This window comes from Thermoplasma acidophilum DSM 1728 (genome assembly GCF_000195915.1).
GTDB classification, from domain to species: domain Archaea; phylum Thermoplasmatota; class Thermoplasmata; order Thermoplasmatales; family Thermoplasmataceae; genus Thermoplasma; species Thermoplasma acidophilum.
This window is the reverse complement of the sequence record NC_002578.1, coordinates 483,309-506,912: the sequence shown is the minus strand read 5'-3', so window position 1 is coordinate 506,912 and position 23,604 is coordinate 483,309. Positions and strand designations below refer to the sequence as shown.

The 23,604-nt window shown below is 47.4% G+C and carries 22 protein-coding genes; 6 read left to right on the top strand and 16 right to left on the bottom strand.

Annotation, left to right across the window (positions count from 1 at the left end):
- Positions 1 to 4: 4 nt before the first annotated feature.
- The 7 genes from TA_RS02480 to TA_RS02450 form a co-directional block, all read right to left on the bottom strand.
- Entirely contained in the window at positions 5 to 880 is an 876-nt protein-coding gene (locus TA_RS02480; RefSeq protein WP_010900903.1) for a 3-hydroxyacyl-CoA dehydrogenase NAD-binding domain-containing protein, read from the bottom strand.
- Between the two features lie 158 nt (positions 881 to 1,038).
- Positions 1,039 to 2,091 carry an RNA-guided endonuclease InsQ/TnpB family protein gene (locus TA_RS02475; RefSeq protein WP_010900902.1) on the bottom strand — a complete coding sequence of 351 codons (1,053 nt, stop codon included), beginning with the start codon at positions 2,089 to 2,091 and terminating at the stop codon, positions 1,039 to 1,041.
- The gene (gene tnpA, locus TA_RS02470; RefSeq protein WP_010900901.1) at positions 2,088 to 2,501 is read right to left on the bottom strand and encodes an IS200/IS605-like element ISTac1 family transposase; all 414 of its coding nucleotides are present in this window, start codon (positions 2,499 to 2,501) and stop codon (positions 2,088 to 2,090) included. Before tnpA ends, TA_RS02475 begins: the two co-directional genes overlap by 4 nt.
- Positions 2,502 to 2,754: 253 nt before the next feature.
- Positions 2,755 to 3,456, bottom strand: a complete 702-nt coding sequence (locus TA_RS02465) for a peroxiredoxin (RefSeq protein ID WP_048161603.1) — start codon at positions 3,454 to 3,456, stop codon at positions 2,755 to 2,757.
- Positions 3,457 to 3,579: 123 nt separating this feature from the next.
- On the bottom strand, positions 3,580 to 4,179 hold the full coding sequence (locus TA_RS02460; RefSeq protein WP_010900899.1) for an ArsR/SmtB family transcription factor: 600 nt from the start codon (positions 4,177 to 4,179) through the stop codon (positions 3,580 to 3,582).
- On the bottom strand, positions 4,176 to 4,715 hold the full coding sequence (hsp20, locus tag TA_RS02455; RefSeq protein WP_241761879.1) for an archaeal heat shock protein Hsp20: 540 nt from the start codon (positions 4,713 to 4,715) through the stop codon (positions 4,176 to 4,178). The genes TA_RS02460 and hsp20 overlap by 4 nt, the downstream gene beginning before the upstream one ends.
- A gap of 55 nt (positions 4,716 to 4,770) precedes the next feature.
- Positions 4,771 to 7,827 carry an MMPL family transporter gene (locus TA_RS02450; RefSeq protein WP_010900897.1) on the bottom strand — a complete coding sequence of 1,019 codons (3,057 nt, stop codon included), beginning with the start codon at positions 7,825 to 7,827 and terminating at the stop codon, positions 4,771 to 4,773.
- An 80-nt stretch (positions 7,828 to 7,907) separates the two neighbouring features.
- Between TA_RS02450 and TA_RS02445 the strand changes: the two genes are divergently transcribed.
- Positions 7,908 to 9,140 carry an adenosylhomocysteinase gene (locus TA_RS02445; protein ID WP_010900896.1) on the top strand — a complete coding sequence of 411 codons (1,233 nt, stop codon included), beginning with the start codon at positions 7,908 to 7,910 and terminating at the stop codon, positions 9,138 to 9,140.
- 2 nt (positions 9,141 to 9,142) lie between these two features.
- On the opposite strand, the gene serS is transcribed toward TA_RS02445, so the two are convergent.
- Both serS and TA_RS02435 read right to left on the bottom strand, forming a co-directional pair.
- Positions 9,143 to 10,468 (bottom strand): serine--tRNA ligase, encoded by a 1,326-nt coding sequence (gene serS, locus TA_RS02440; protein ID WP_010900895.1) that lies wholly within the window; start codon positions 10,466 to 10,468, stop codon positions 9,143 to 9,145.
- Positions 10,469 to 10,543: 75 nt separating this feature from the next.
- Entirely contained in the window at positions 10,544 to 11,758 is a 1,215-nt protein-coding gene (locus TA_RS02435) for a YeeE/YedE family protein (RefSeq protein ID WP_048161602.1), read from the bottom strand.
- 363 nt (positions 11,759 to 12,121) lie between these two features.
- Between TA_RS02435 and TA_RS02430 the strand changes: the two genes are divergently transcribed.
- Positions 12,122 to 13,027, top strand: coding sequence for an AbrB/MazE/SpoVT family DNA-binding domain-containing protein (locus TA_RS02430; protein WP_010900893.1), 906 nt, complete (start codon positions 12,122 to 12,124; stop codon positions 13,025 to 13,027).
- 12 nt (positions 13,028 to 13,039) lie between these two features.
- Here TA_RS02430 and TA_RS02425 read toward each other — a convergent pair whose 3' ends face one another.
- The 4 genes from TA_RS02425 to TA_RS02410 form a co-directional block, all read right to left on the bottom strand.
- Entirely contained in the window at positions 13,040 to 13,600 is a 561-nt protein-coding gene (locus TA_RS02425) for a DJ-1/PfpI family protein (RefSeq protein WP_010900892.1), read from the bottom strand.
- A 161-nt stretch (positions 13,601 to 13,761) separates the two neighbouring features.
- Positions 13,762 to 14,727 (bottom strand): methylmalonyl Co-A mutase-associated GTPase MeaB, encoded by a 966-nt coding sequence (gene meaB, locus TA_RS02420; RefSeq protein WP_010900891.1) that lies wholly within the window; start codon positions 14,725 to 14,727, stop codon positions 13,762 to 13,764.
- Positions 14,728 to 15,168 (bottom strand): cobalamin B12-binding domain-containing protein, encoded by a 441-nt coding sequence (locus TA_RS02415; RefSeq protein ID WP_010900890.1) that lies wholly within the window; start codon positions 15,166 to 15,168, stop codon positions 14,728 to 14,730. It abuts the gene before it with no gap.
- Complete coding sequence (locus TA_RS02410; RefSeq protein ID WP_048161601.1) at positions 15,137 to 16,834, bottom strand: methylmalonyl-CoA mutase family protein; 1,698 nt, start codon at positions 16,832 to 16,834, stop codon at positions 15,137 to 15,139. The genes TA_RS02415 and TA_RS02410 overlap by 32 nt, the downstream gene beginning before the upstream one ends.
- A 307-nt stretch (positions 16,835 to 17,141) precedes the next feature.
- Between TA_RS02410 and TA_RS07850 the strand changes: the two genes are divergently transcribed.
- A complete protein-coding gene (locus TA_RS07850; protein WP_052295718.1) occupies positions 17,142 to 18,224 on the top strand; it encodes a diphosphomevalonate/mevalonate 3,5-bisphosphate decarboxylase family protein in 1,083 nt (360 codons plus the stop codon).
- Between the two features lie 48 nt (positions 18,225 to 18,272).
- Here TA_RS07850 and TA_RS02400 read toward each other — a convergent pair whose 3' ends face one another.
- A complete protein-coding gene (locus TA_RS02400; protein WP_048161600.1) occupies positions 18,273 to 19,220 on the bottom strand; it encodes an endonuclease V in 948 nt (315 codons plus the stop codon).
- Between the two features lie 89 nt (positions 19,221 to 19,309).
- Here TA_RS02400 and TA_RS02395 point away from each other — a divergent pair, with 89 nt between their 5' ends.
- Entirely contained in the window at positions 19,310 to 19,792 is a 483-nt protein-coding gene (locus TA_RS02395; RefSeq protein ID WP_010900886.1) for a DUF2240 family protein, read from the top strand.
- A 6-nt stretch (positions 19,793 to 19,798) separates the two neighbouring features.
- On the opposite strand, the gene TA_RS02390 is transcribed toward TA_RS02395, so the two are convergent.
- Both TA_RS02390 and TA_RS02385 read right to left on the bottom strand, forming a co-directional pair.
- Entirely contained in the window at positions 19,799 to 20,530 is a 732-nt protein-coding gene (locus tag TA_RS02390) for a hypothetical protein (protein WP_048161599.1), read from the bottom strand.
- Positions 20,531 to 20,776: 246 nt separating this feature from the next.
- Positions 20,777 to 21,670 (bottom strand): GNAT family N-acetyltransferase, encoded by an 894-nt coding sequence (locus tag TA_RS02385; protein ID WP_156778476.1) that lies wholly within the window; start codon positions 21,668 to 21,670, stop codon positions 20,777 to 20,779.
- Between the two features lie 112 nt (positions 21,671 to 21,782).
- On the opposite strand from TA_RS02385, the gene TA_RS02380 reads away from it, so the two are divergent.
- Positions 21,783 to 23,129 carry an NAD(P)-dependent malic enzyme gene (locus TA_RS02380; RefSeq protein WP_010900883.1) on the top strand — a complete coding sequence of 449 codons (1,347 nt, stop codon included), beginning with the start codon at positions 21,783 to 21,785 and terminating at the stop codon, positions 23,127 to 23,129.
- Positions 23,110 to 23,598 (top strand): GNAT family N-acetyltransferase, encoded by a 489-nt coding sequence (locus tag TA_RS02375; protein WP_010900882.1) that lies wholly within the window; start codon positions 23,110 to 23,112, stop codon positions 23,596 to 23,598. Before TA_RS02380 ends, TA_RS02375 begins: the two co-directional genes overlap by 20 nt.
- Positions 23,599 to 23,604: the final 6 nt, after the last annotated feature.

Below are 23,604 nucleotides of genomic sequence, written 5' to 3'. Positions count from 1 at the left end.
GCCATCACTGCATGTCGAACCAGCCGCCCTTGCTTCCGTATTTGACCTTCGGATCGCCGAGATAGCCGTTTATGACCATCTGCTTGAGCGATACGGGCGGTATGAACTGCGGATCTCCGGTCTCTTCCCTGAGGTACTCCGCTATGTGATACACCGTATCTATGCCTATTATGTTCATCAGCTCGAACGGACCCATGGGAAAACCGAAGGCGAGCTTCGCCATGGTATCTATGTCCGCCTTCGTTGCAATGTTCGCCTCGTATGACCTTATGGCGGCCAGCAACCACCCCTCTATGAATCTAGTTGTGAAGAAGCCAGGAACGTCTGCAACGACAACTGGCGTTTTCCCGATCCTGCGTGAAAAATCAACGACAGTGCTGATCGTGTCTTCAGAGGTCATCTTCGCCCTAACAACCTCTATAAGCTTCATGATGCCTGCTGGATTGAACCAGTGCATTCCGATTGCCCTGTCCTTCTTCTTCAGATCCTGGGCAATCTCGGCTATGGTTATACCGGATGTGTTTGATGCTATTATGGCATTCTCACTCACATTTTTCTCTATATCGATGAAGACCTTTCTTTTCAGATCCAGGTTCTCCGGAACGGCTTCCACTACAATATCGGCGTCTGAAAGTGAACCATAACTTGTTGATGTGCGTATTTTTCCCATTATCTTATCGACTTCTGATTCGGTCATTGTGCCTTTCTTGACAAGGTTCATGAGGCCATAACGCCCCTCCTTTATGCTGCGAACAGCGTTTGCCAGTATATCATCCCTCACATCTATTATAGTCACGGGGTAACCAGATCTGGCGAAAACCTGGGCTATCCCCTGCCCCATAACACCACTACCCACAACAGCCGTAGTCCTGATATCCATAATCTTTCAGTGTTAACCTTCATAAAAATTTAATGGAAAAACAGCAGTAATGTAAAGATCGCCAATAGGATGGAATGGGGTGCGGGGATGCCCTCACAGAAAATGCAATGCGTACTCGTTCTGATAAACTATACCTTCATGCTGACATACTCTCCTCGCTAAAGCTTCGGAGGTTCTAAGGTCCCCGTCGTTCCCGGGGTTGCCTCTTCAGGGGTATCAGTGCTCCCCTTGCATGCATCACTGTCTGCATGCAATCGACCTGTGCCTTCCATCAAAGGAGGACGCACCGCTATATTGAACGAGGCGTTGGCGTCGGCATGGTCAACGTGCCCGCACCTCGGGCACTCAAATGATTTGTCCTCCCTAATACCTATGTATCCACACCTAGAGCACTCTTTCGATGTGTATCTAGGATCAACATAGGTTAGGGGGATGCCGTTCATTTTAGCTTTATACTGTATGAAGAATTCGAGCTGGTAGAACGACCATGAATTCAGGCCATATTTGAACGGCTTTGTGTGTTTTTTGTTGCTTCTTATTCCGTTGAGTTTCTCAAGTTTTATTCCTGCATTCTCCCCTTGTGCTATCTCAACTATCTTCTTCGAAACTTTGTGGTTCAAGTCTCTGACTATTCTGCTCTCTCTGTCTTTAATTTTTTTCAGTAACTTGTATTTCTTCTTCTTTTGCAATTTCTTTCTGATTGCTTTGTATTTATTGTGTATGTGCTCTGCTTTTTTCCCCAATTTCCATATTTTACCTGTCTGAGGATCTGCAACAACAGCAATATGGCCTGTGGCGTTCCTGTCTATGCCTATCCACTTTTTAGGTTCAATCATCTTCTTTTCGGGTATATTTACCGATACGTATGCGTAGCATTCATCGATCTCGATCTGGTTTATCTTCTCGAAATCGTTTCTGAACATGTATGTGAGGGTCAGTTTCAGCGACGGGATATATATTTCCCTTTTTTCTTTATCAACTTTAATGCCCTGATTCGGTACCGTAAGCTTAACACTCTTTACCTTCTTTATTTGTTTATTCCTCGAATATTTTCTCAGTATCTGGTTCGCTATAATACTCTTCAGTCCGAACTGCTTAACATCTTTTGATGATAGCGTGTGCGTTTTTACTGCAAATTCAGCTATCTGTTTTGCCTTCTTCAGTTCCGCAGAAAAATCCCTTCCATGCTTGATTTTGAATGTTAATATCATTTTCCCTTCTGATCCTCTATGTATTTTTGCACAACTTCAAGCGTTACTGCGCCAACAGAGGATATGAATTTTGAATGCGTCCACAATGTGGGTAATCTTTTCCTCAGCTCCGGGAATTCCGCCCTCAGAACACGTGACGTGTACCCCTTGATCCTGTTCACGACATGGTATACACCCATTCTCGGATCAACGTCTATGAGGAGATGCACATGGTCAGGCATCACCTCCATTTCAAGGATTTTGTACTGATATTCGTTCTGTTTCTCAAGGATCAACTCTTTCAGCCTTTTATCAATACCGTCCACTAGGACTTTTCGCCTGTATTTTGGGCAGAATATGACATGGTATTGGCAACTATACACCAGATGTGGTTCGTGGTGGTATTCCTTTTCTACATTACTTATTTCCATATATCGAATATCATATACTATTATCATACATATACTCTTCCGCAATTCATCTCCTCTCTGAAGATCGGAGCTTTCTTGCTATTTCTTACGTAATTTTATGGGTCAGCTTACAGTATAATTTGTGAAGAAAAGTCTTCTGCCTATGATCCACTCTCTCAGAAATTGAAGAACTGCCCGCATGTCTTCCACCGTTAAATGATGAATGACGCGCGCAGTTTCCATCATCCTTCAAATAATTAAGAATCAGTATAACTCATTTCTCTTCGCGCATCTTAACTATCTTCTTGGTCTCCTGCACCTCATTGTCTGGAACGTCTTTATATGTGAGCCACCAGGCGTATCCCTTGAACTCCTTCAGCCTGCCCGTTGCATCCTTAACGTTCTTCGGAGCCGGGTTGAGCATTTTCTCGCCGATAAGTTCATTGTATGGCCAGTTTGCCGGCATTGCACCTCTGTACTTATCAGACATCTGCAGCGCCTTTATTGCCCTGAGAAGTTCGTCAACATTCCTGCCAATTTCAAGTGGGTAATACATTATGAGCCTGACCGTAGAATTCGGATCCACTATGAAAACCGCGCGCACTGTGGATGTGGATGACTCTGCCTGTATCATCCCGAGTCGTGTCGCAACACGTCCCATGGAATCCCCAATTATGGGGAACGGCACCTCTATCTTCAGATTATCCCTGATCCAGTTGACCCACTCTATGTGGCTTATCGTGCTGTCAACCGAAAGCCCAATGAGATCGGTATTGATCTTCTGGAAATCCTCAAACCTTCGTGCAAAGGAGTAGAACTCAGTCGTGCATACTGGTGTGAAATCACCGGGATGGCTGAAGAGCATGAACCACCTACCCTTGTACTGATCGGGAAGCTTCATGCTTCCATGCGTTGTCTCCACGGTCATCTCAGGAAATTTCTCTCCTATCAGCGGAAATTTATTCTCATCTGGCATATTTTCACCTGACAAAAATAGTCCGTATTGCTATATATCCTTTCTCAAACTGAGACGACTTACAACAATTTCTGATCCTGGTCTACTCGAGAAACCGTATCTAGCATATAAATGAGCAAAAATTCATTCCTCTATGCTGTCTTCAATGATCCCCAGATCTGTCAGGATCTCGATCACTTCAGATTCGCTGAGGCCGGTATTCCTGGCGGTTTCCTTGATGCTCAGAGTGTCAAGATACACAGTCACGACCTCTCTGGCAAGTCCGTCATCATCATCGATGTTCTCCTTTATGGCTGTGATGATGCTGTCCTTCTGCTTTATCAGATCTGTCCTTCTCCTGGTAAGATCATCTATTTCCTTATTGATTTCCCTCAGCCTTTTCATGGCATCCGAGATTCCATCAAGCCTGACTGAAGATGCATCTATCGGCAACCGCCTTATATCGAAAAAATTGCGGCCGTAATCTATGAAAACTGATGAGAATCCAGAGGGCAGGTAAACCTTCCGCTTTGCACCGAGATCGCTCGGTACGAATCCGATGCTAGTCACCAGGTTAGCCCTCTCCAGCAACTCCAGCTGCTTCAGAATAGCCTGCTGGCTGAGGCCGATGCTCTTGCTCAGCTCAAGAGCATAGGATCTCTCAAGCTGGGTGAGCATCCTTATGATCTCCCGCCTCGTGGAATTTTCGATGGCCGAAATAAAAAGATCGATGTCGTCCATCATTCTATCGATACTTTCCTGCCACTGCCTTCCTTGCTTGTGGCCTTTTCAACGGTGACATCGAGGAGACCGTTATTGAATTTAGCGGTCGCCGTCTCTGGCTTCAGCTTGTAGTCGAAGTCTATGCTCTTGTAATACTTCCTCTGGTCTTCATCCACGTTGAGCGTTATGTTGTATTCAGAGATCTTCAGGTCTATGCTGTCCTTGCTGACGCCCGGAAGCTCGAATGTCACGTACACCTTCTTGTCATCGTCATTTATGTCCGTTATCGGTTCTCTAACGCCGCGCTCTATAGGCCTCGCCCCCCTGGTTATGCCAGGTACATTACCGAATTCCTGGAATATAGGCTTTCCGTCGGAGCCAATTCTGTAGGTAAATCCGTACACATATGGTTCGGACATGCTCATGTTCGGATCGTTGAGTATCCTGTTCCATATCCTCATCAGCCTGTTGTTGAGGGACTTTATGTCGATACCGAAGTCCTTGAAGAATTCATCGAACATGTCATCCCAATCATCAAATTCGTCTTTCTTTGCCATATTCACCACCTACTTGTCAACTTTTGGTTGACAACCTTATATTAAAAATAAATATTTAAGCTTTTCTAATCTTTGATGGCCACCAGTTCCACTTCTTCATCAAGAGCATCACCGCAGGTACGAAGAATGGCCAGCTAAGGAATGTATCTATGAGAACGCCTATTGCCAGACCCCCACCTATCTCCTCTATGAGCTGCAGGTCGCTGAAGTATAACGAACCGAATGTTACAAACAGCAACGATCCAAGCGTCACGATTATGCCACCGTTCTCCCTTATGCTGGTGGTTATCGCCTCTTCATCCGTCATTCCCTTCATTACACCCTCTCTGGCACGTGTTATCATGAATATATCATAATCCAGACCTACGGCTAGAAGCGTCACGAAGGTGAACATGGGCATGAATATTATTATCGGCAGATGGTAGATGTAGTAGACAATCCAGTATATCAGCATGAGACCAACGATGACAGATGCAAGTACCATGAGTATCAGCCTCAATGGCGTGAATACTGAGCTCAGCTGCACGGCAAGTATTACGAAGATCGAGGCTGCGAGTATCGGTATCATCTCCTCGAATGTGTGCAGGGTATGGCTGTATGCGGCATCCAAACCAGCAGTAAGGCCCCCAACATAGAACGTGATGGAATTACCCATGTACGATGATATCTTCGATGGGAGAGAATTTATGAAGGATGTGGCGGCATTTGACCAGCTTATGTTCGACAGCTCGAACTCCACCATTACGTAGTGCGGATCACTCCCGATGAAGGTATTGATCTGCGATCTGTAAGTGGAAACGTAGTTAGATGGGAGTTTATCTATATTGACATACTGCCCGTATGGATAGGTTGGCCCATAGACCTTGGCAACTCCACTTAGGCCGGCTATCATGTTCTCCAGCTTCGTGATCTGGTTCATCTCGGATGCATTGTAAGTGCCGTTAACTATCACTGGGCTGTTGAACTTCAGGATAACGAAGCTTTCGAAGAACAGATCACCATGGAAGCTCTGATTCACAATCACCGCGGATTGAATCCCGCTGCTGGGAGGTATGAGGCTGAAAACATTCATGTTCGTGGGCGTAGATGCATATACGTACAGTGCACCGAATGCCACGATAACGAATATCACAACAATTTTCTTCTTGTTTCTGAGTACTACGCTGGATATCTTCTCCATCGTGGTCTCCATGGGTATATTCCTGTTTCTTGCCGGCCAGAATGTGCGGTATCCCAGTCTCTTGAACACCGCGATGAGGAACGTGTTGGCCAGCATGATGGAGACCACAACCCCCACTGCGTTGGTTATACCGGCATCGCTGAATATGGGTACCTTGAAAAGATAGAGTACTATATATGATAATGCAACCGTAATTCCTGACGTGAAAACAGCGTGTCCAGCCCATTTCGATGATTCTGGTATTGGATCACCGCCATTCCTGTAAAGCTCCCTTCTGTATCTGGACATTATGTATACGACGTAATCGCTGGTCAGCCCCAGGAGCAGGATGAGGAGCAACGTTGGTGTTACGAATGATACAGATGCATGCAGAGCATAGCGGTACAGAATATCGTTCAGACCGAAGGAGATTATTGAGGACATGAGGAAGAGACTAAATGGAAGGAACGCTGCAACTGGTGACCTGAAGAACAGCCCAACAATGAGTATAGACAGGACTATACCTATGATCAGTGCCCTGACCAGACCGGTCATTACCTCCTGCTCTATCTGCTGGCTGAGCACATCGGTTCCTGCCGTGTAATATATTCCATCAACAGGCTTAACTGAAACATACGAAGCCGCTATCTTGTTCACTGAGTTAAGGGTTGATATGGTGTAATTCTTGTTTAAGGTGAAGGCGAATATCTCCGTTGTATTACCGTAGCCCACCAGGGAACCCATAACATACTGTGACGGAATAACGGGGTATTGCTGAAATGTCTCGTCGTAAATTGTGCTGTTCACTGTGCTGTTGATGTAAGAATCGTTTGTATTCCCGTTATTGAGCAGATCAGAAAGATATGGTTCGAGATACTTCAGATTTAGTGAAACGAGCGGGTTTCCATTGAACTGATAAATGGTGCCATTGTAAATTTCCGAGGAAGTGAGATCCACTATTTGAGCATAATTCGCTTCGAACGACACATTGACAATTTTATGCACGAAGTCGCGTACAGTCAGGTTCAGATTTGATATCACCGTGGAATAGTTGGAGAGCCCAGGAACAATGGCATTTACCGTAAAATTCTCAGCAAATGGCCTGTAAACGGACATGTTGTCAAAATCGATCAGGGTAAGGTTGCTATCAACAGCCATTATCTCTGAAGAAAGGAAGGCGCTGCTACTTTTCACCGATTGAGAAATTATTTCTGAGGTAGAATTCACAGCCGAATTTGCTATTTCTGAAATCTTAGTAGTATTTCCAGGAGTTAGCGTTTTATTCATATAGGTCGAAAATGAGGACAGATATATCGGCGACAGACTAGCGTATGGAGATTCGGCGAATTTTTGCATAACAAGGCTTGCATTCTGGTATCCTGCTTTTTCCGGATCGGATAAATTATAACCTGATTCTAGCTCTTTCGTGAAATTCATAACGTAAGCAATGGCAGGAACAAAGAGAAAATCGGCGGTAGCGGAGAGGCTCTGATTCAGCTTGGTAGCCTCATTATAAAGGTTAACATTGATCTTGTAAATTCCGGACAGCTCCTTTCCGAGGGATAGCGAAACAGATTTCAATGTGTCATTTTCCACCGTTATTATGCTAGATGCATTGGCTCTGTAGCCATTCCTGTTAAGATACGATAGTATTGCACCCTGCATACCCATCAGCGCATGAAGCGACGTAATGGTATCGATGCTTGTGTTGTTTGTAACTATAACAAAGGATGAATCGTTGGAAGTGTTGAAATACTGTGATTGTAGGTTCGATGCAATGTTAGCAGGCGAATTTGGCGGTACTATATCACTAGCAATGTTGTAACTTGTATCAGAAAAGAGTGCCGGTGCGAACGGAGCAAGAATAACTAAGACTACAATCCATGCAATTATGACGGCAGCGCTGTGTTTTGCAGAAAATGTACCGATCCTTCGGAAAGTATTCTCAAACACAGCACCTGAATTTAATTTAACTAATTAAGAATTTAGCAATGAAGATCAACCTTTATCAACGTCAGCGTTATATTCGAAGCATGACAGAAAGCAAGGGTTTTCTCAGACTGGCATGGGCAAGAGACCACATGCCCGTCATAGCGGAAATAAGGAAGAGGTTTCAGGCTGAAAAACCATTCAAGGGCATAAAAGTGGCCATGGCCCTGCATGTTGAGGCAAAAACGGGCATATTCGCTCTATTGCTGAAAGAGGGCGGTGCAGAAGTAAAGATGGCCTCCTGCAACCCGCTCAGCTCCGACGATTCCGTTGTACAGAGCCTCAAGGAGGATTATGGGATGCCGGTCTTCGCCAGAAAGGGCGAGACCAGCGAGGAGTATTATGAATACCTCCATAGAACGCTGGATGTCCAGCCGGACATAATAATAGACGACGGAGGCGATCTCACGAAGATTGTGCATACTGAGAGGAAGGATCTGGCGAAGAACATATTGGGTGGAAACGAGGAAACGACCACAGGAGTGCAGAGGCTCAGGGCCATGGAGAGATCCGGCGTCCTGCTCTTCCCTATGTTCGATGTTAACGATGCAAACATGAAGCACCTGTTTGACAACAGGTATGGTACAGGACAGAGCACGCTGGACGGAATTATGAATGCAACTAACCTGCTTATAGCCGGAAGGACTGTGGTTGTGGCAGGGTACGGATACTGCGGCCGCGGAATAGCGATGAGGCTCAAGGGCATGGGGGCTAACGTCATAGTTACCGAAATAGATCCCATCAAGGCAAACGAAGCCATAATGGATGGTTTTCAGGTCAGGAGGATGAACAATGCGATCCGGGACGCGGACATGGTAATAACCGCGACGGGCATGAAGGATGTTGTCAAGTATGAGGACGCGCTGGTTGCAAAGAAGAACATCGTTCTGGCCAATGCCGGCCATTTCAATAACGAGGTGGCCGTGTCCGAAATAGAAAAAAGATCGCTTGAAGTGAATGAAGTCCGTGAATTCGTGAAGAGATACAGGCTCGAAAATGGGAACACGGTGGACATAATAGCAGATGGAAGGCTGGTCAATCTGGCCGCTGGACAGGGGCATCCAGTTGAGATCATGGATCTGAGCTTCGCGCTGCAGGCCCTTACCGCTGAATACCTGGTCAAAAACCATGATAAGCTTGAGAGAAAGGTTTACCCTGTTCCGGCAGATATAGACAGGTACGTCGCAGAGATAAGGCTGAAGCAGTTCGGAGGCGAACTGGATCAGCTGAATGAAGAACAGATAAAATACCTGAACTCATGGGACGAGGGGACTTAACCTCATCCCTTCTCTATGTATTGAAATCCAGTGTAGGGAACAAGTACATCAGGTATCCTTATTCTGTCGCCTTCCTGGAAGTTCTCCATTATGGCTACCAGTATCCTAGTCGTCGCTATCGCCGTGCTGTTGAGCGTGTGGACGAATCTATTCCCTTCGCTGGTCCTGTACTTTATATTCAGCGATCTTGCCTGATAGTCCGTGTCGTTTGAAGCCGACACTATCTCCCTGAACTTGCCTTGAGCCGGGAACCAGGCCTCTATATCGTACTTCTTTGCCGCTAGCCGGCCGAGTTCTCCCGAGCACACGTTGACGACCCTGTATGGTATTCCCAGGCTCCTGTATATGGCTTCAGCATTGCCGAGAATCTCCTCAAGGAAATCCCACGAGTCCTCCGGCTTGCAGAAAACGAACTGCTCTATCTTGTTGAACTGATGTACACGGAATATACCCTTTGTATCCTTTCCATGCGCACCGGCCTCACGCCTGAAGCATGCCGATATACCGGCCACCCTGAGAGGCAGATCCTTCTCCTCAAGGAACTGGTTTGAGAGCATCGCTGCTATGGAATGCTCCGAAGTTGCTATAAGGTAAAGATCTTCACCCTCGATCTTGTAAAGGGTATCCTTGAACGTCTCCAGATCCGTAGCGCCGCGCATGCTCTCCAGATTCAGCATATAGGGGGGTTCCACTATCGAAAACCCTCTCTGCGAAAGGAAATCCACCGCATAGTTCTCAAGCGCCATTTCCAGCTTGAGCAGCCTGTTCTTGATGAAGTAGAAACGCGAACCCGATATTCTAGCCGCGCTCTCGAGATCGATGACGTTCAGGTCCAGGCCAAGATCCACATGGCTCTTTGGCCTCTCATCCAGAACTTCGTAATCTTGGCTGTTTCCTGAATTCTTTTTGAACTCCTCGATATCATCCCGGAATACCTTCGCGTGCCCGACATATCTGACCAGCTGATTATTCTCATCACCAAAGCAAACAGGTACGCTTTCATGGACAAGATTGGGGATGGTCCACAGTATCCTGTCCCTCTCCTCCTCGATCTTCTTCAGTTTATTTTCAAGATCTGAAATTCTGGCGTTTATATCCTCAACCGCTTTCTTCTCTGCTGAAGCGTCTCCGTTATTCTTTATGAGTTCTGCAATCTTCCTCGTCTCCCTATTCTTCTGCGATCTCAATCCGTTCAATTCCCTGTTTATGGATCTCCACTCCTCATCAAGCCTGAAGAAATCCTCAACCGGTGCCTTATCCACCCCCCTGTATTCGCAGTTTTTCTCAAACAGTTCTCTATTGGATCTCAGGAGCTTTACGTCTATCATTGCAAACTATATTTTAATTATATATATAATGGAAATCATACCTTCATTTGACCAATTTCATTCGATCCGTTTCCATCAATCAGCGTCTTGACGCGCTCTGACTGATTTTCTGTCCGTTCTCTCGTTGGATCTTGCACTGGGCTTTCTGTAGCCGAAGACAAGGAGCCAGACCACCGGAAACAGATCTATTATCACGGCACCGATGATACCGTACCTGTAGATTGAAAACTGCCAGTATGGCGCCGGTTCAACGACGACAGGGATGATCGAGTGCCAGAATGAATATGAAATTGCGTAGAGTGGCGCCCCTATGAACGTTAGCCCCATGAATGTTATCAGGGCCTGGATGTTTCCGGATCCCATCCTCCACTCCATGCTGTAGGTGCAGTTGAAAGCAAGGCCCATGCCAAGACCGAATATGAAGCCCCCCAGAACCTGATAGAGGACGCTCTGGTTCTGATCAAAGAAGAAGTTTGTGCGCATGTGGAGGCCGAATATGGTCACCTGTGCAAGGATGGATACGGTTAAAAGCGATACAGCAACGAGCCTGATCATCTGCCTGTCTTTTGACTCTCCGATCGTTTCCCTGAATGATGTCTGGAAACACAGTGATCCGAGATATCCCACGGATCCGATCACAAGACCGAAGATAAGCCAGATCCTGACCATCGGATCTGGAAAGAGGTAGATCAGCAGGACCAGTAGTGCGATCACTGCAGCGAGAATGGAATACTGTATCCCCCTTGAAGGCCATATGAAAGATGGCCTTGGTTTAGCGGATGAAAAGAACCCGGCGGTGCGCCTGTGCCTTGACAGCACCACAATGGTGTATATTCCCGATATCATGGCCAGAAAGAATGGAAAGGCCCAGAAACTCCCAGTGGCGAAGCCTGAATAGAAATCACCTATATTGCAGCCCCCAGCCATCCTCGTTCCGTATCCGATGAGAACACCCCCCAGAAGCGCCTGTATGGCCAGATTGCGGTTGGGAACCTGCCTTATTGAGAATTCGCCCCTTGAAAGGGAGGCGATCAGCGATCCCAGTATTATCCCGAAGACCAGGAACCATGTGAATGCCTTATCCAGGACCGGTATGGGATAAACGTGGTAGTAGGCAAGGCTGGACACGTGCAGGCCGAACAGACTCCAGAAGATGCCACCCATCTGGCTTTCAGCTCCAGTTACGCCCCACCAGAGAGCCTGCCCGCTTATTATGTACGATAGAACTGCGAGTGCAAAACTGGCCAGGGCCAGTATGACCGCATACAGATACATTGTGTTGAATTTCATAATATAAAATACGAAATAGAGAGAATTATCTTTTCTTCTATGCAAAAAATGCACATATAGAACAATTTTTATGTGAAATTGATCACCGCCAATGAGGCCTATAACGGAAATTTACATCATAAAGAAATGATAGATACAGTCATGAAATGGCTATTTCGGCAAATTATAGGCTTTACATTAAAAAAGGCTTTAAAACGGTTTCCGCATCATAGTCCAATCGGAATATTTTAAATATCTTTCAACTAAAATATTATAAATGAACAGGCGTCAGTGATTTATTTCAAAAGTTTAACTAATATTTCTTTACGGATTTCGATCAATGATGATAAAAGGTTTATATAAATTATAAATCTCCCCATTGAAATGTCAACTAATCTCAGAAGAATTCAGAAGATAAAGGGAGGAAGCTACATAGTGTCTCTGCCGTCGGACTGGGTTAGGGACAACGGCCTCGATGTGACCAGAGAAGTCGAGGTCTTTGAATCCTCAGGGATAATAAAGATAAGGCCGAAGAAGGATTTCAACTCAGAGAGGGTTATAGAATATACAGACGAGGAGACGGCCGAATATCTGATCTCCGTCTACTATATGCAGGGAATGACAAAGATATCCCTGCAGTCCAAGGACGTCATCTCAAGGGACGTGAAGGACAGGATAAAGATGCTTCAGCTACAGCTTCCAGGATTGAACCTGAAGGAGGAAACATTCAATTCTCTTGTATTTGAGGTCGATGAAGAGATACTCAAGGTGCAGGATTCTTTCTTCGACTTTTCAAACAAGGCCCTGTCCATACTCAAGGATGTGACCAAGGTCATTGAGACGCCGAGGGAGGACATGAAGCAGGATCTGACGTCCAGATGCCTTGCACTGAACTCCGACTACTACAAGCTGATCAGGAGCATAGCCCTGACGGTGCAGCGCGATGACAAGTACAAGCTTGACGTCCCGATAAAGGACATAATACTGTATGCCGTGGCATCCAGGGATCTCGGCAGGTTCATAACGCACACCAGGTTGCTGATAGGCAACATAAAACAGGAGGACATGAAGCCCAGGGATGAGGTACTTCTTCTCATAAATACGATGGAGAACATAATAAGCATGTTCAAGACTGAGGACATAAACATGGCACCGAGAATAAGGAGAAACGCCCATGAGATACTTCAGAACCTGAAGAGTTCATCCGAATCAAACAAGGAACTTGAGAGAATGACTGGATACGCCCTGGCACTCATGGACGACGCAGTGCACAAGGCCGTGCACATATAAAATTGGAATATTTTATTTTTTAACTTTTTCCTTCAGCAGCTTTATGAAGGCCCTCATCCACTCAGGATGATCTGGCCATGCTCTGGCTGAAACCAGATTGCCGTCTATGACTGCGGCTCCATCTACGAACTGGCCACCGGCAATTGCAACATCTGGTGCCAGAGCAGGATATGCCGCTGTTGTCCTTCCTTTGAGCACACCGGCTGCGGCCAGCGCCAGCGGTGCATGGCATAGTTCTGCCACAGGGCTGTGCTTCTCAAAAAAGTATTTCACTATTCGTATGAAGTCCTTGTCGTTCCTTATGTATTCCGGAGCGCGGCCTCCAGGTATTATCAGGGCATCGTATTTTGACGGATCTACGTCCTTGAATGCAAGATCTGCCTGAAGCTTGTATCCGGGTTTCTCCGTATACGTGTCGAAGCCTTCCTCGAAATCATGGACAACGAGCTGAATCTTCTTCTTTTCAGGCGCAGCCACATCGACCTCAAAGCCCTCCTCCTTCATCCTCTGGAGAGGATACATCACCTCGAGCGATTCTCCGGCATCTCCTGTCAGAATGAGTACTCTTACCATGGCTATCAGAAAACTATGAAACCACGTTATTTATACGTTGCGGATATCGCAAAACCAATTTCCGCCCAGTAAAAACAGTACCGTTTTGCGATGGAATATGAAAAATTTATTTTGATTCCGAAGCAACGGCCAGGCGTCTCTGATTCGCCATCGCAATCTGATCAGAATCCGATCCTCTTCTCCACGGAATGGCCCTGAGGCATCTCACCGTTATGCATGAATATCTCCGTCGCCACCGTGTTCGGATCGATGTGATCGTCGTAGTATGCGTCTATCTCACCGCTCTGCAGTATCTTTCCGAACTCTTTCCAGACCTGCCTGTCCACGATCCTGGAAAGGGCCAGGCGGACCTCCTCCCTGTACCTTATGCGCCTCTTGTCTCCGTTCATCTCCGAGAACTTCTGATGATCCCCTATGGCCTTTATCAGATCATCGTAGCCTTCAGCCTTGAGCGAATTTGTTCCAACCACACGCGGCATCCAGCCGTTCCTCTCGTATACGTTGTCCATTATGTCCTTCAGGGCAAAGAAAGAGTCCTCGCGATCCATCTTGTTTATGACGAAGATATCGCCTATCTCCATCATTCCAGATTTTATGGCCTGTATGCTGTCTCCTAGCCCGGGTGCCAGAGTTACAATCACCGTGTCGGCGAGATAGACTATATCTATATCCGATTGCCCCGCACCGACCGTTTCTATGATTATGAAATCGCTTCCGGCAGCATCTAGCACCTTGACTATGTTCCAGGTGGATCTGGACAGGCCCCCTGTCATGCCGCGGTTCGAAACACTGCGCATGTATATCCCGTAACGGGACAGCGTATCCTGCATCCTTATCCTGTTTCCCAGAATCGTGCCACCGCTGAACGGGCTGCTGGCATCAACGGCAAGTATCGATACCTTTTTCCCCATCTCGGTGAGCTTCCTGGACAGAACGCCGATCATTGTACTCTTTCCAACACCAGGCGGTCCGGTGATGCCTATTATGTGCGCTCGGCCAGTCATGCCATATATCGAACGGATTATATCGTAAGACCTGTCATTATCCTCCTCGATTATCGATATCGCCCTCGCTATGATCCTCTGATCTCCGGCCGATATGCCTCTGACGATGGAATCCGTGTCCATTTACATCTCCTTCTTCTTTCTGGCCTCTTCCCCGCGCTTTCGTATGTGATCGATGATTGTGGATAACGGCGTCCCAGGACCGTAATTCCCGGTTACACCGATAGCCTCCAGTTTTGGCTTGTCATCATCCGGTATTATGCCGCCGCCAACGACCGCTATATCGTCCACGCCACGCTCCTTTAGAAGATCCACGACCTTCTTGAAAGCAGTCATGTGCGCGCCGTTCAGAAGGCTCAGCCCGATGACGTCCACATCCTCGCTTATGGCTATGTCCACCACCTGCTCCGGGGTTGGTAGCAGGCCGGCGTAGATGACGTCCATGCCTGCATCCCTCAGGGCCCGGGCCAGTACGAATATGCCGCGATCATGGCCATCGATCGCCGGCTTGGCAAGCAGTACCTTTATCGGCCTAGACGATGACAGGTTCTTTCCAGCTTCCAAATATCTCCCTCCCTACGTCTGATATCTCCTGAACTGTTGCATAAGCTTCCACAGCCCTGATGTAGTAAGGCATCAGGTTCTCATTCTCATCCAGCATGGCTTTTCTGAGGTCTTCAAGGGCCTTCCTGACCTTTTCCTCGTCCCTTGTACTCTTCACCTCTTTCAGCCTTGCTATCTGTGCCTCCTCTGCCTTCTTGTCTATCTTGAGGTAATTGATGGGTTCTTCACCCTCTTCGATGTACTTGTTAACTCCGACCATTATCTCCTCGCCGCTCTCAAGGCGCTTCTGCCTCTTGTAAGATGTGTCCGCGATCTCCTTCTGTATGTATCCCTTCTTTATGGCCTCAAGGATGCCTCCCATGCTTTCGATCCTGTCAAAGTACCTGTATGCCTCTTCCTCCATCCTGTCAGTGAGCCATTCCACATAATAGGATCCCCCCAGGGGATCTATGACGTCCGGTATGCCGCTCTCCTCGGCTATTATCTGCTGCGTTCTGAGCGCCACCTTGACGGCCTGGTCCGATGGAAGAGCCCATGCCTCATCGTATGAGTTCGTGTGCAGGCTCTGCGTGCCACCAAGAACCGCAGCCATGGCCTCAATGGTCGTGCGTATAATATTGTTGAGAGGCTGCTGCCATGTGAGCGTATATCCAGAGGTCTGCGTGTGGAACCTGAGCATCATTGACCTCGGATTCTTCGCACCGTATTTTTCTTTCAGAACTGTGGCCCATATTCGCCTTGCAGCTCTCATCTTTGCTATCTCTTCGAAGAAGTTTATGGACGAGTTGAAGAAGAAGGAAAGCCTCGGAGCGAATTCATCAACGTTGAGGCCTGCCTTTATGCCTAGATCGACATAGTAGAAGCCATCGGCAAGGGTGAATGCAAGCTCCTGCACTGCACTCGATCCGGCTTCCCTTATATGATAGCCGGATATGCTTATATAGTTCCATTTAGGGACGTTTTTGGTGCAGTAGACCATCATATCACGTATTATTCTTATATGCGCCTCAGGAGGATACATCCACTCCTTCTGGGCAATGTATTCCTTCAGTATGTCTGCCTGAACGGTACCGGATACCTTATCGAAAGGCACGCCCTGCTTCTTGGCTATTGCAAGGTACATGGCTGTCAGTATTGCAGCCGGTGCGTTGATCGTCATGGATGTGGATACCTTGCTGAGGTCGATACCCTTGAAGATCGTTTCCATGTCCTTCAGGGTAGACACGTTAACCCCACATTTTCCTATTTCACCCTCTGATCTTGGGTTGTCAGCATCGTAACCGTAGAGCGTCGGCATATCGAAGGCTATGCTTAGACCAGTCTCTCCGTTCTCTATCAGGTAATGCAGACGCCTGTTCGTATCCTCCGGCGTTCCGAAACCGGAAAACATCCTCATGGTCCATAACTTGCCACGGTACATGTTGGGATAGATACCCCTGGTGAAGGGATATTCGCCTGGCATTCCAAGCTTCCTGTCAAGATCGGGCACATCCTCCTTCGTGTACACCTCCTTTAGCGTGATCTCAGATGAATTTTGATATTTCTTCTCCTTGTATCCTGTCTGCCTGTTCCAGGGGGCAAGGGTGCTGGAGACCCATCTTTCATATTCCTCGTTTTTCTTCACGGTCTTGAATTCATCCAGCTTCTTCTTCCAGAAACTATCCATATGTAGCATAATAATACATAATAGATTAAAGTTATGTTATGAACGGCCTTTTCATTTATCTGCACTTCAAGTGTATGCGGATAACGCTCCGATTAACCAGATACGTACATGCGATCATACGTGCCCTCCTGCAGTCATATCAAAACGATGCTTCATGCCATCCGCCTCCGCATGAATTTTCCATCCGAGAGCTCAATTCACCTCACGATATATAGGAATTTCACTGATCCAGGCGATGGCCCCGCATCTTATGGCGTCAGGGAAATCTTGGCATGACAGTATTTATACCTATAACCAATATTATCATGTGCAGCCCTTTGACATGGAAAAACTGCTCAGGGATCGCGGGATTTACAGAAGGCCCGGTATGCATGCAATAAGACCGGCATACCGTAAAATAGCATTTGGAGCTGGCTATTCTGAAATCGGAATAATCAAATCCCTGGGTTACTATGATTCCACTTTCAACATACTGAACTTTCCCTGCGTCTCCATGGCTGCCGATTTCTCACGGGCCTATGCTGCACTTGTTCTTACTGAGAATATAGGCGAAGATACCTTCATACTGAATGGAAGACAGGACGAACAAACGATGATCATGGCCAGAAGGGTCGTGCAATTATTGAGAAGCATCTACTCCATCAGAGGTTCGTTCCATGTGTACATAAAGGTCGATAATAAACAGGGAGGCGGCTGTGGACATTGGGAATCGGCTGCTGTAGCTGCAGCATTTGCCCGATCAGTGGCCAGATCCGTTTTCGATGAGTCCGCCATTGAAGACGGCCCGTTTCTTTCGAAGATGGCCAGACTCGTGTCTGGATCAGGCGCAGCATCGACAACCGGCCCTCTATCCGTATTGATCTCATGGCCAGGCTACGCGCATGACACATCATTTGCTCTTGGACTTCCGATGCCAGATACGGGCATTGCTCTCTGCGCTGTTCCCATAGCGGCGGATTTCCACCGTTCCAATATACACGAGGTTGCTTTAAGATCGCCTTTTTATAGAGAATGGGCTACCTATACAAGGCATGCGCTTCTGGATCTGCTTAACTCAGAATTTGATGCAGACACCATTATAAGGACTGCGACGAACAGCTCCCTGATGATGCATGCTACACTAATGTCCTCCCGATCGATACTCTGGACAGAAAAAACCATTGACGTAGTAAGCAGGATACTGGAGATGCGGTCCGGCGGAAGAGCTGTAGGATTCTCGATCGATGCCGGTCCGTCAGTGGTTCTGATGGCCAGAAACGCTGCAGAACTAGATGAGGCCAGGCGATCGATAGATGCGGAATGCGTGGACGGCAGCATTACCTCTGGGGAGCCGAGTATACCTCCTGAATTCTTAAGAATGGCCAGGGAAGCACTCGACCGCTACACCTGATTCAGAAGACCATGAAAGGTGTTGGTTCTATGCTACGATATCCTGGGCCTAGTGGAGTTCGTGCGCTGATTCGATGCTGTACTCGGATACGCGACCTCCTGTTTCCGCATGCCGCGTGCTAAGCTGATGCGCCAGTTTCAGTGGCCATGGGTAGCGATCATTCCACATTTTCCTGACCGTATCCGCTGATCCGTTGACGTCGATGAAATTCCCCGGACTGACGATCATGTTCTTCCTGATCATGACGCCTACAGGCCGATCCTGCATGTATATTATGTCCTGATGCCTGGTGGATCTCGTCAGATGCTTGGCAACACCTATCGATGCGCGGTCCAGCAGTACGCCGGCATGGGTGGCCAGACCTGCAAAACGCGGATGCAGAATGCCGTTGCCGTCTATCAGCAGCAGATCAGCCTTCCTGTAAAGCTTCTTTATAAACCTGAACTCCCTGAAGGCCAGATACCCAGGTATGTAAGGAAAGTTAATTCCGTCACTGATCACGTAGGCCTCTATCGTGGACCCGTCCTGTATCACCATCGAGGCAAATGCCCTCCTTTCCTCGTATGAGACATCGAAGGCTGCCACGGTTCTGAATTCACCGGCTCCAGATTCGCTGTACTTTCGAGCTATGTATTCCTGATATTGCTGCATCTTCCTCAGTGGCTGGTCCGTTTTGAAATCCCTGAACCGATAGCGATCGAAGTTCTCTATCATGCCATCTACTACGGGTATTCCGTCGGCCCTGAGGCGTCTCACCTTCTCCATAGGCCCCAGCGGATGGGTGTAGTTTCCAACGGTGCCGTCGTGCAGGACAACCCTGTAGCACGGGATGGTGTCAGGATCTTCATTTATGGAAAGCATGTATCCAACAGCCCTGGCCGCAATGGGATCTCCCAGGGCCTGGGCCAGATCGCCATAGGTTGTAACGTATCCCTCAGGGATCTGCTTTACAAGACCGTAAAAATACGAGTAAAGATCGAAATCCTCAAATTCCATTGAGCATGCAATTGAGCCCAGCATAAATAATTGATCGAATTGGAGCGCAGGGCTGAAAAGTATTTCTATGCATCTTTCATCGTCAAGTCATGGATAAGGATGCCGCTAGGAAGATCATAGCCATAGTGTCTGCTGATTTGAAGAGGCCTGATTCTCTCACAGCGCAGGATTTCATAAACGTGATCTCATTCAGGAGGAAGATGCTTCCGCCGGATTCCGTAAGGAAATTTGTGGATGCTGCCACAGCTGAGGGGCTCCTTGTCAAGAAGGGTGACAGATACTCTCCAAATTTCAGCACCAGCGGTGTTGTTGTGCCGCTTGACTTCACCGTCGATGATAAAACATTATTCTCAAGCAATGCGGACAAACCAATCATAGATAGGATACTTGATGCCGCTGCAGCCTCTGGCAGGATAACAAAGAAGGAGGCCATAACCAGGGCGAGAACACTCATGGAAAACACAAAATACCTGTCCTTTCAAACGGTTCTCCTCAGCGTCCTCCTGGACGAGGGCATCGACGTATCTGATTTCGTGAGGGAGATAGAGGAGAAGAAGATGTTCCTCTCCTGAGTGCGGTTATGAAACGATCTTCTGAAGCCTTTTGGCTATCTCCATAGCCTGATCTACATCCCCGATGGACATGGCAATGTCCGATGCGGTATCGTAAAGATATGAGAAGGAATCCGCCACGTCCTTTTTCTCCTTCTTGCTCTTTATGCCTGAGATGTAGTTTTCAAGCTCCTCTATGGCCTTCATAATCATCTCAAAGGCCCTGTGCTCGTCCTCTTCCCTGACCATATTGACTATGCCCTGAACGGCATCGAAGTAGTCCTCTATGTCTCCGATCTCCTGGCTCTTCCTCATGACCTCCTGATAGAGCTTTAGGGCCTCCTCCCTGTTATCTTCCGCGATCATGCTGGCCTTTGATGACATGGCTATCAGCTGAATCTCGTCATCGCCCATATCTTTCGCCTTCTGTATCGCTTCATCCAGTTTCTGAAGTGCCCCCTTCTTATCCCCGGAATCCATGAGTATTGAGGCAATGTTTATGAGATCAAGGACCGTCAGATCGTCTTCCCCGTGCTTTGCATGAAGATCCATGGACATCTGGGCGTACTTGAGCGCATTCTGTGGATCATCTTTCTGCAGGTAATGATATATCTGAGACACCTTATAGCATATCTCAGCCTTCAGGCTTTCATCGTCCACCTTGTCGAGGACGGCAAGATAATCACGCAGCGAATCTATGTATTTCTCCTTCTCGAAATTCTTATCAGCATTCTTCAACAGGTCTTCAACTTCTCCCATCTATTCACCACTGGTTCCAGATACGTCTTCATCACAGCGTCCAGCATCCGATTCGCCGGCCATCTCTCAGCAAATGGCTGATCGGTTACTATCCTGCGGGCGACAGGCCATTTCACGGCATATGCGTGCCTTCACTGAGATCCCGCATGCGATCTGAATAGGCAAATTGGCTTAAAGATATTTTCCATAACCAATTATCGTTTCTTCAGCTTTTCCAGATATTGGCTGGGTCTCATCCATGCATTTTCACGGTCTTATCCTGTAATGTATAGTGTATTTTCTCTGGCCGGAATCCGAAAAACCCATCTTTCTGTAGAGACCAATGGCGGGATTATTTTCCGATACTATCAGGGCCACAGACCTGTAACCGAGATCCATTAGCTTCTGGGCAGCGGTCGAGATCATTGCCGAGGCTATGCCCCGCCTTCTATAATCAGGATCCACGAATATGTCCGAAAAGTATGGATCATCGGAACCCCTGTACTTCACGGATATGATACCGGCCCTGATCTTATCGTCCATAAGCACGAAGCTTGCATCCTTTATCAGTTCGGTCTCCGATCCCCCGATCTCGTCTGCCAGGTATTTTATCCGCATCTCTCTTGACCTCGGAAGCAGAACCTGATCCTCCACACCTGCGAATGCGTTGTATTCTGCATCTGAAAACTCTTGAATCATCTTGCGTTCAAAGTTTACGAACGGTAGATCCGCCTGCTTCCTTGGAATGGAATCCAGACGCGCGGTCATGCGTATTCTGGTCAGAGTGGAATACCCTCTGCTCTTTAGTACGGCCTCAACAGTATCCGCGCCATTGAATATTTCATCCAGAAACACGCTCCTGCCATCAGAGTTCAGCTCTATCCATGAGATCAGATTGGAGAGCCGGGCCTCGTTGCAGTATTTTGCATCCATAAAGCCTATATTTCCTATGCATCTGTCCCCGTATACCGAATCTACAAAGAAGGCATATGCGACGACATTGTTATCATGCAGCAGTACGCGGTTCTTTATTTCGTTGTTCGTCAATCTATCCACGAGTATTCTGAATTTCTCTCCGTTTGTTATGTCGGGATAGTTTTTATCAATAAAATCCATATATGGCTTCAGTATGAGATCCCACCTGAGCTTTACATTTTCCATATATATTCCTGGTCATGATTTCCTTTTAAGATAAAATGATGATCTCCATTCGTCATTGCTATACGGTGTTTGTCGTAGAAAGCATTTAATAATTGACGGTTATCTTTTTTCGATGATAATGGAAGATCAGGAGAGAACCGAGCGATACAATGAAGACGCACTCAGGTACTCTGAGTACTTTAAGGGAAAAATACAGACCATATCAAAGGTTCCTGTCCGAAGTCTGGATGACTTTTCAATATGGTATACACCTGGAGTGGCCGCAGTTTCCAGAAAGATAGCATCCGATCCGGATCTGTCCTTCGAACTGACCGGTAGATGGAATTCAATTGCGATACTGACTGATGGTACAAGGGTTCTCGGCCTCGGAAACATAGGCCCGGAGGCCGCAATGCCCGTGATGGAAGGCAAGGCGTTGATATTCAACTATTTAGGGGGAGTGAACGCGATACCTATACCCATAAGGGTCCAGTCAAAGGAGGAGTTTGTGAAGGTTGCCAAGGCTCTCGAACCTTCATTCGGCGGAATAAACCTGGAGGACATAGAGAGCCCAAAGTGCTTCTTCCTCCTGGAAACGCTGCAGAATGAGATGAACATCCCAGTGTGGCATGATGACCAGCTGGGCACGGCATCGATAACGCTGGCAGGGGTGATAAACTCCCTGAGGATCGTGGGAAAGAAGATCGATCAGGTCAAGGTTGTCTTCAACGGTGCAGGCGCAGCGAATATAGCGGCGGCATATCTTTTCAAGGCTGCGGGATTCAAGATGAAGAATATGATCCTGGTGGATTCCAAGGGCATACTTCATCCTGAACGCGAGGATATAGACGCTCTGATGATAAACAACCCGTGGAAGTATCAGCTGGCAATTGAGACGAACGGAGAGAGGGTAAAGGGCGATCTGTCAAATGCGATAGAGGGTGCGGATCTGCTGATATCCGCAGCAAAGTCAGGGCCTGATACGATAGACAGCAGGATCGTGAAGAAGATGAACAATGACGCCATAGTCTTTGTCCTGGCAAACCCAATACCAGAGATGTGGCCGCAAGAAGCCAAGGAAAATGGCGCGAGGATAGTGGCCACTGGAAGGGGCGACTTTCCGAACCAGATCAACAACAGCCTTGTGTTTCCCGGAGTATTTCGCGGTGTGCTCGATGCCAGGGCAAAGGGCGTTAACTTCGATGTAATGGTCGCAGCATCGTATGAGATAGCCAACTTTGTTGAAGATCCGACGGAGGAAAAGATCGTTCCCACGATGGAGGAGTGGGAGCTCTATCCGCGCCTGGCCTCTGCGGTGGCATCAAAGACCGTAGAGCTTGGACTGGCGAGGAAGAGCGACAGCAAGGAGGGTTTCTACAGGCGTGCAAGAGAGATCATAGAGAGCAACAGGAATATCTATTCCAAGCTTATGGATCTAGGTTTGATAAAGAGGATGCCAAATGGTGAACACAAAAATTAGAAGGATGAAAAAGGAAGACCTCCCGGAGGTCATGGACGAACTGCTCAGGCTGAAGAGGCTGAACTCAGAATTCGACTGCTCATTCACCGTATCGGAGGAGTCTCGGCCGGACATAGAGAAGTATCTTACAAAGATCCTGAATGACGATTCCCATGTACTGCTGGTGGCGGAGTATTCCTCAAAGGTCGTTGGAATCCTGATGGCGGACATACTCTTCAGGATATACTATACGCCAAAATACGAAGCAAGGATAAGGGAGTTCTACGTCATGCCGGAATACAGGAGGAAGGGCATAGGAAGGATGCTGATAGAGGAGCTAAGGAACACACTCAAGGAGAAGGACATAATACTGATAACTGCGGAGTTTCCTTCTCTGAACCTGATAGCCCAGGACTTCTACAAGAAGCTCGGGTACCGTGAGATAGTTTCCATATACGGGCAGACCTCAACCAATGGCCCATGCCCCTGAATTGAA

Coding starts and splice junctions, on each gene's coding strand:
- TA_RS02390 (WP_048161599.1), bottom strand. CDS start 20,530: ATGGGAGAAGTTGAAGACCTGTTGAAGAATGCTGATAAGAATTTCGAG.
- hsp20 (WP_241761879.1), bottom strand. CDS start 4,715: ATGGCAAAGAAAGACGAATTTGATGATTGGGATGACATGTTCGATGAA.
- TA_RS02460 (WP_010900899.1), bottom strand. CDS start 4,179: ATGATGGACGACATCGATCTTTTTATTTCGGCCATCGAAAATTCCACG.
- TA_RS02410 (WP_048161601.1), bottom strand. CDS start 16,834: ATGGATAGTTTCTGGAAGAAGAAGCTGGATGAATTCAAGACCGTGAAG.
- TA_RS02385 (WP_156778476.1), bottom strand. CDS start 21,670: ATGGAAAATGTAAAGCTCAGGTGGGATCTCATACTGAAGCCATATATG.
- TA_RS02435 (WP_048161602.1), bottom strand. CDS start 11,758: ATGAAATTCAACACAATGTATCTGTATGCGGTCATACTGGCCCTGGCC.
- TA_RS02395 (WP_010900886.1), top strand. CDS start 19,310: ATGGATAAGGATGCCGCTAGGAAGATCATAGCCATAGTGTCTGCTGAT.
- TA_RS02480 (WP_010900903.1), bottom strand. CDS start 880: ATGGATATCAGGACTACGGCTGTTGTGGGTAGTGGTGTTATGGGGCAG.
- tnpA (WP_010900901.1), bottom strand. CDS start 2,501: ATGGAAATAAGTAATGTAGAAAAGGAATACCACCACGAACCACATCTG.
- TA_RS02425 (WP_010900892.1), bottom strand. CDS start 13,600: ATGGTAAGAGTACTCATTCTGACAGGAGATGCCGGAGAATCGCTCGAG.
- TA_RS02380 (WP_010900883.1), top strand. CDS start 21,783: ATGATAATGGAAGATCAGGAGAGAACCGAGCGATACAATGAAGACGCA.
- TA_RS02400 (WP_048161600.1), bottom strand. CDS start 19,220: ATGGAATTTGAGGATTTCGATCTTTACTCGTATTTTTACGGTCTTGTA.
- serS (WP_010900895.1), bottom strand. CDS start 10,468: ATGATAGACGTAAAGCTCCTGAGATCCAATAGAGAACTGTTTGAGAAA.
- TA_RS02445 (WP_010900896.1), top strand. CDS start 7,908: ATGACAGAAAGCAAGGGTTTTCTCAGACTGGCATGGGCAAGAGACCAC.
- TA_RS02465 (WP_048161603.1), bottom strand. CDS start 3,456: ATGCCAGATGAGAATAAATTTCCGCTGATAGGAGAGAAATTTCCTGAG.
- meaB (WP_010900891.1), bottom strand. CDS start 14,727: ATGGACACGGATTCCATCGTCAGAGGCATATCGGCCGGAGATCAGAGG.
- TA_RS02475 (WP_010900902.1), bottom strand. CDS start 2,091: ATGATATTAACATTCAAAATCAAGCATGGAAGGGATTTTTCTGCGGAA.
- TA_RS02430 (WP_010900893.1), top strand. CDS start 12,122: ATGTCAACTAATCTCAGAAGAATTCAGAAGATAAAGGGAGGAAGCTAC.
- TA_RS02375 (WP_010900882.1), top strand. CDS start 23,110: ATGGTGAACACAAAAATTAGAAGGATGAAAAAGGAAGACCTCCCGGAG.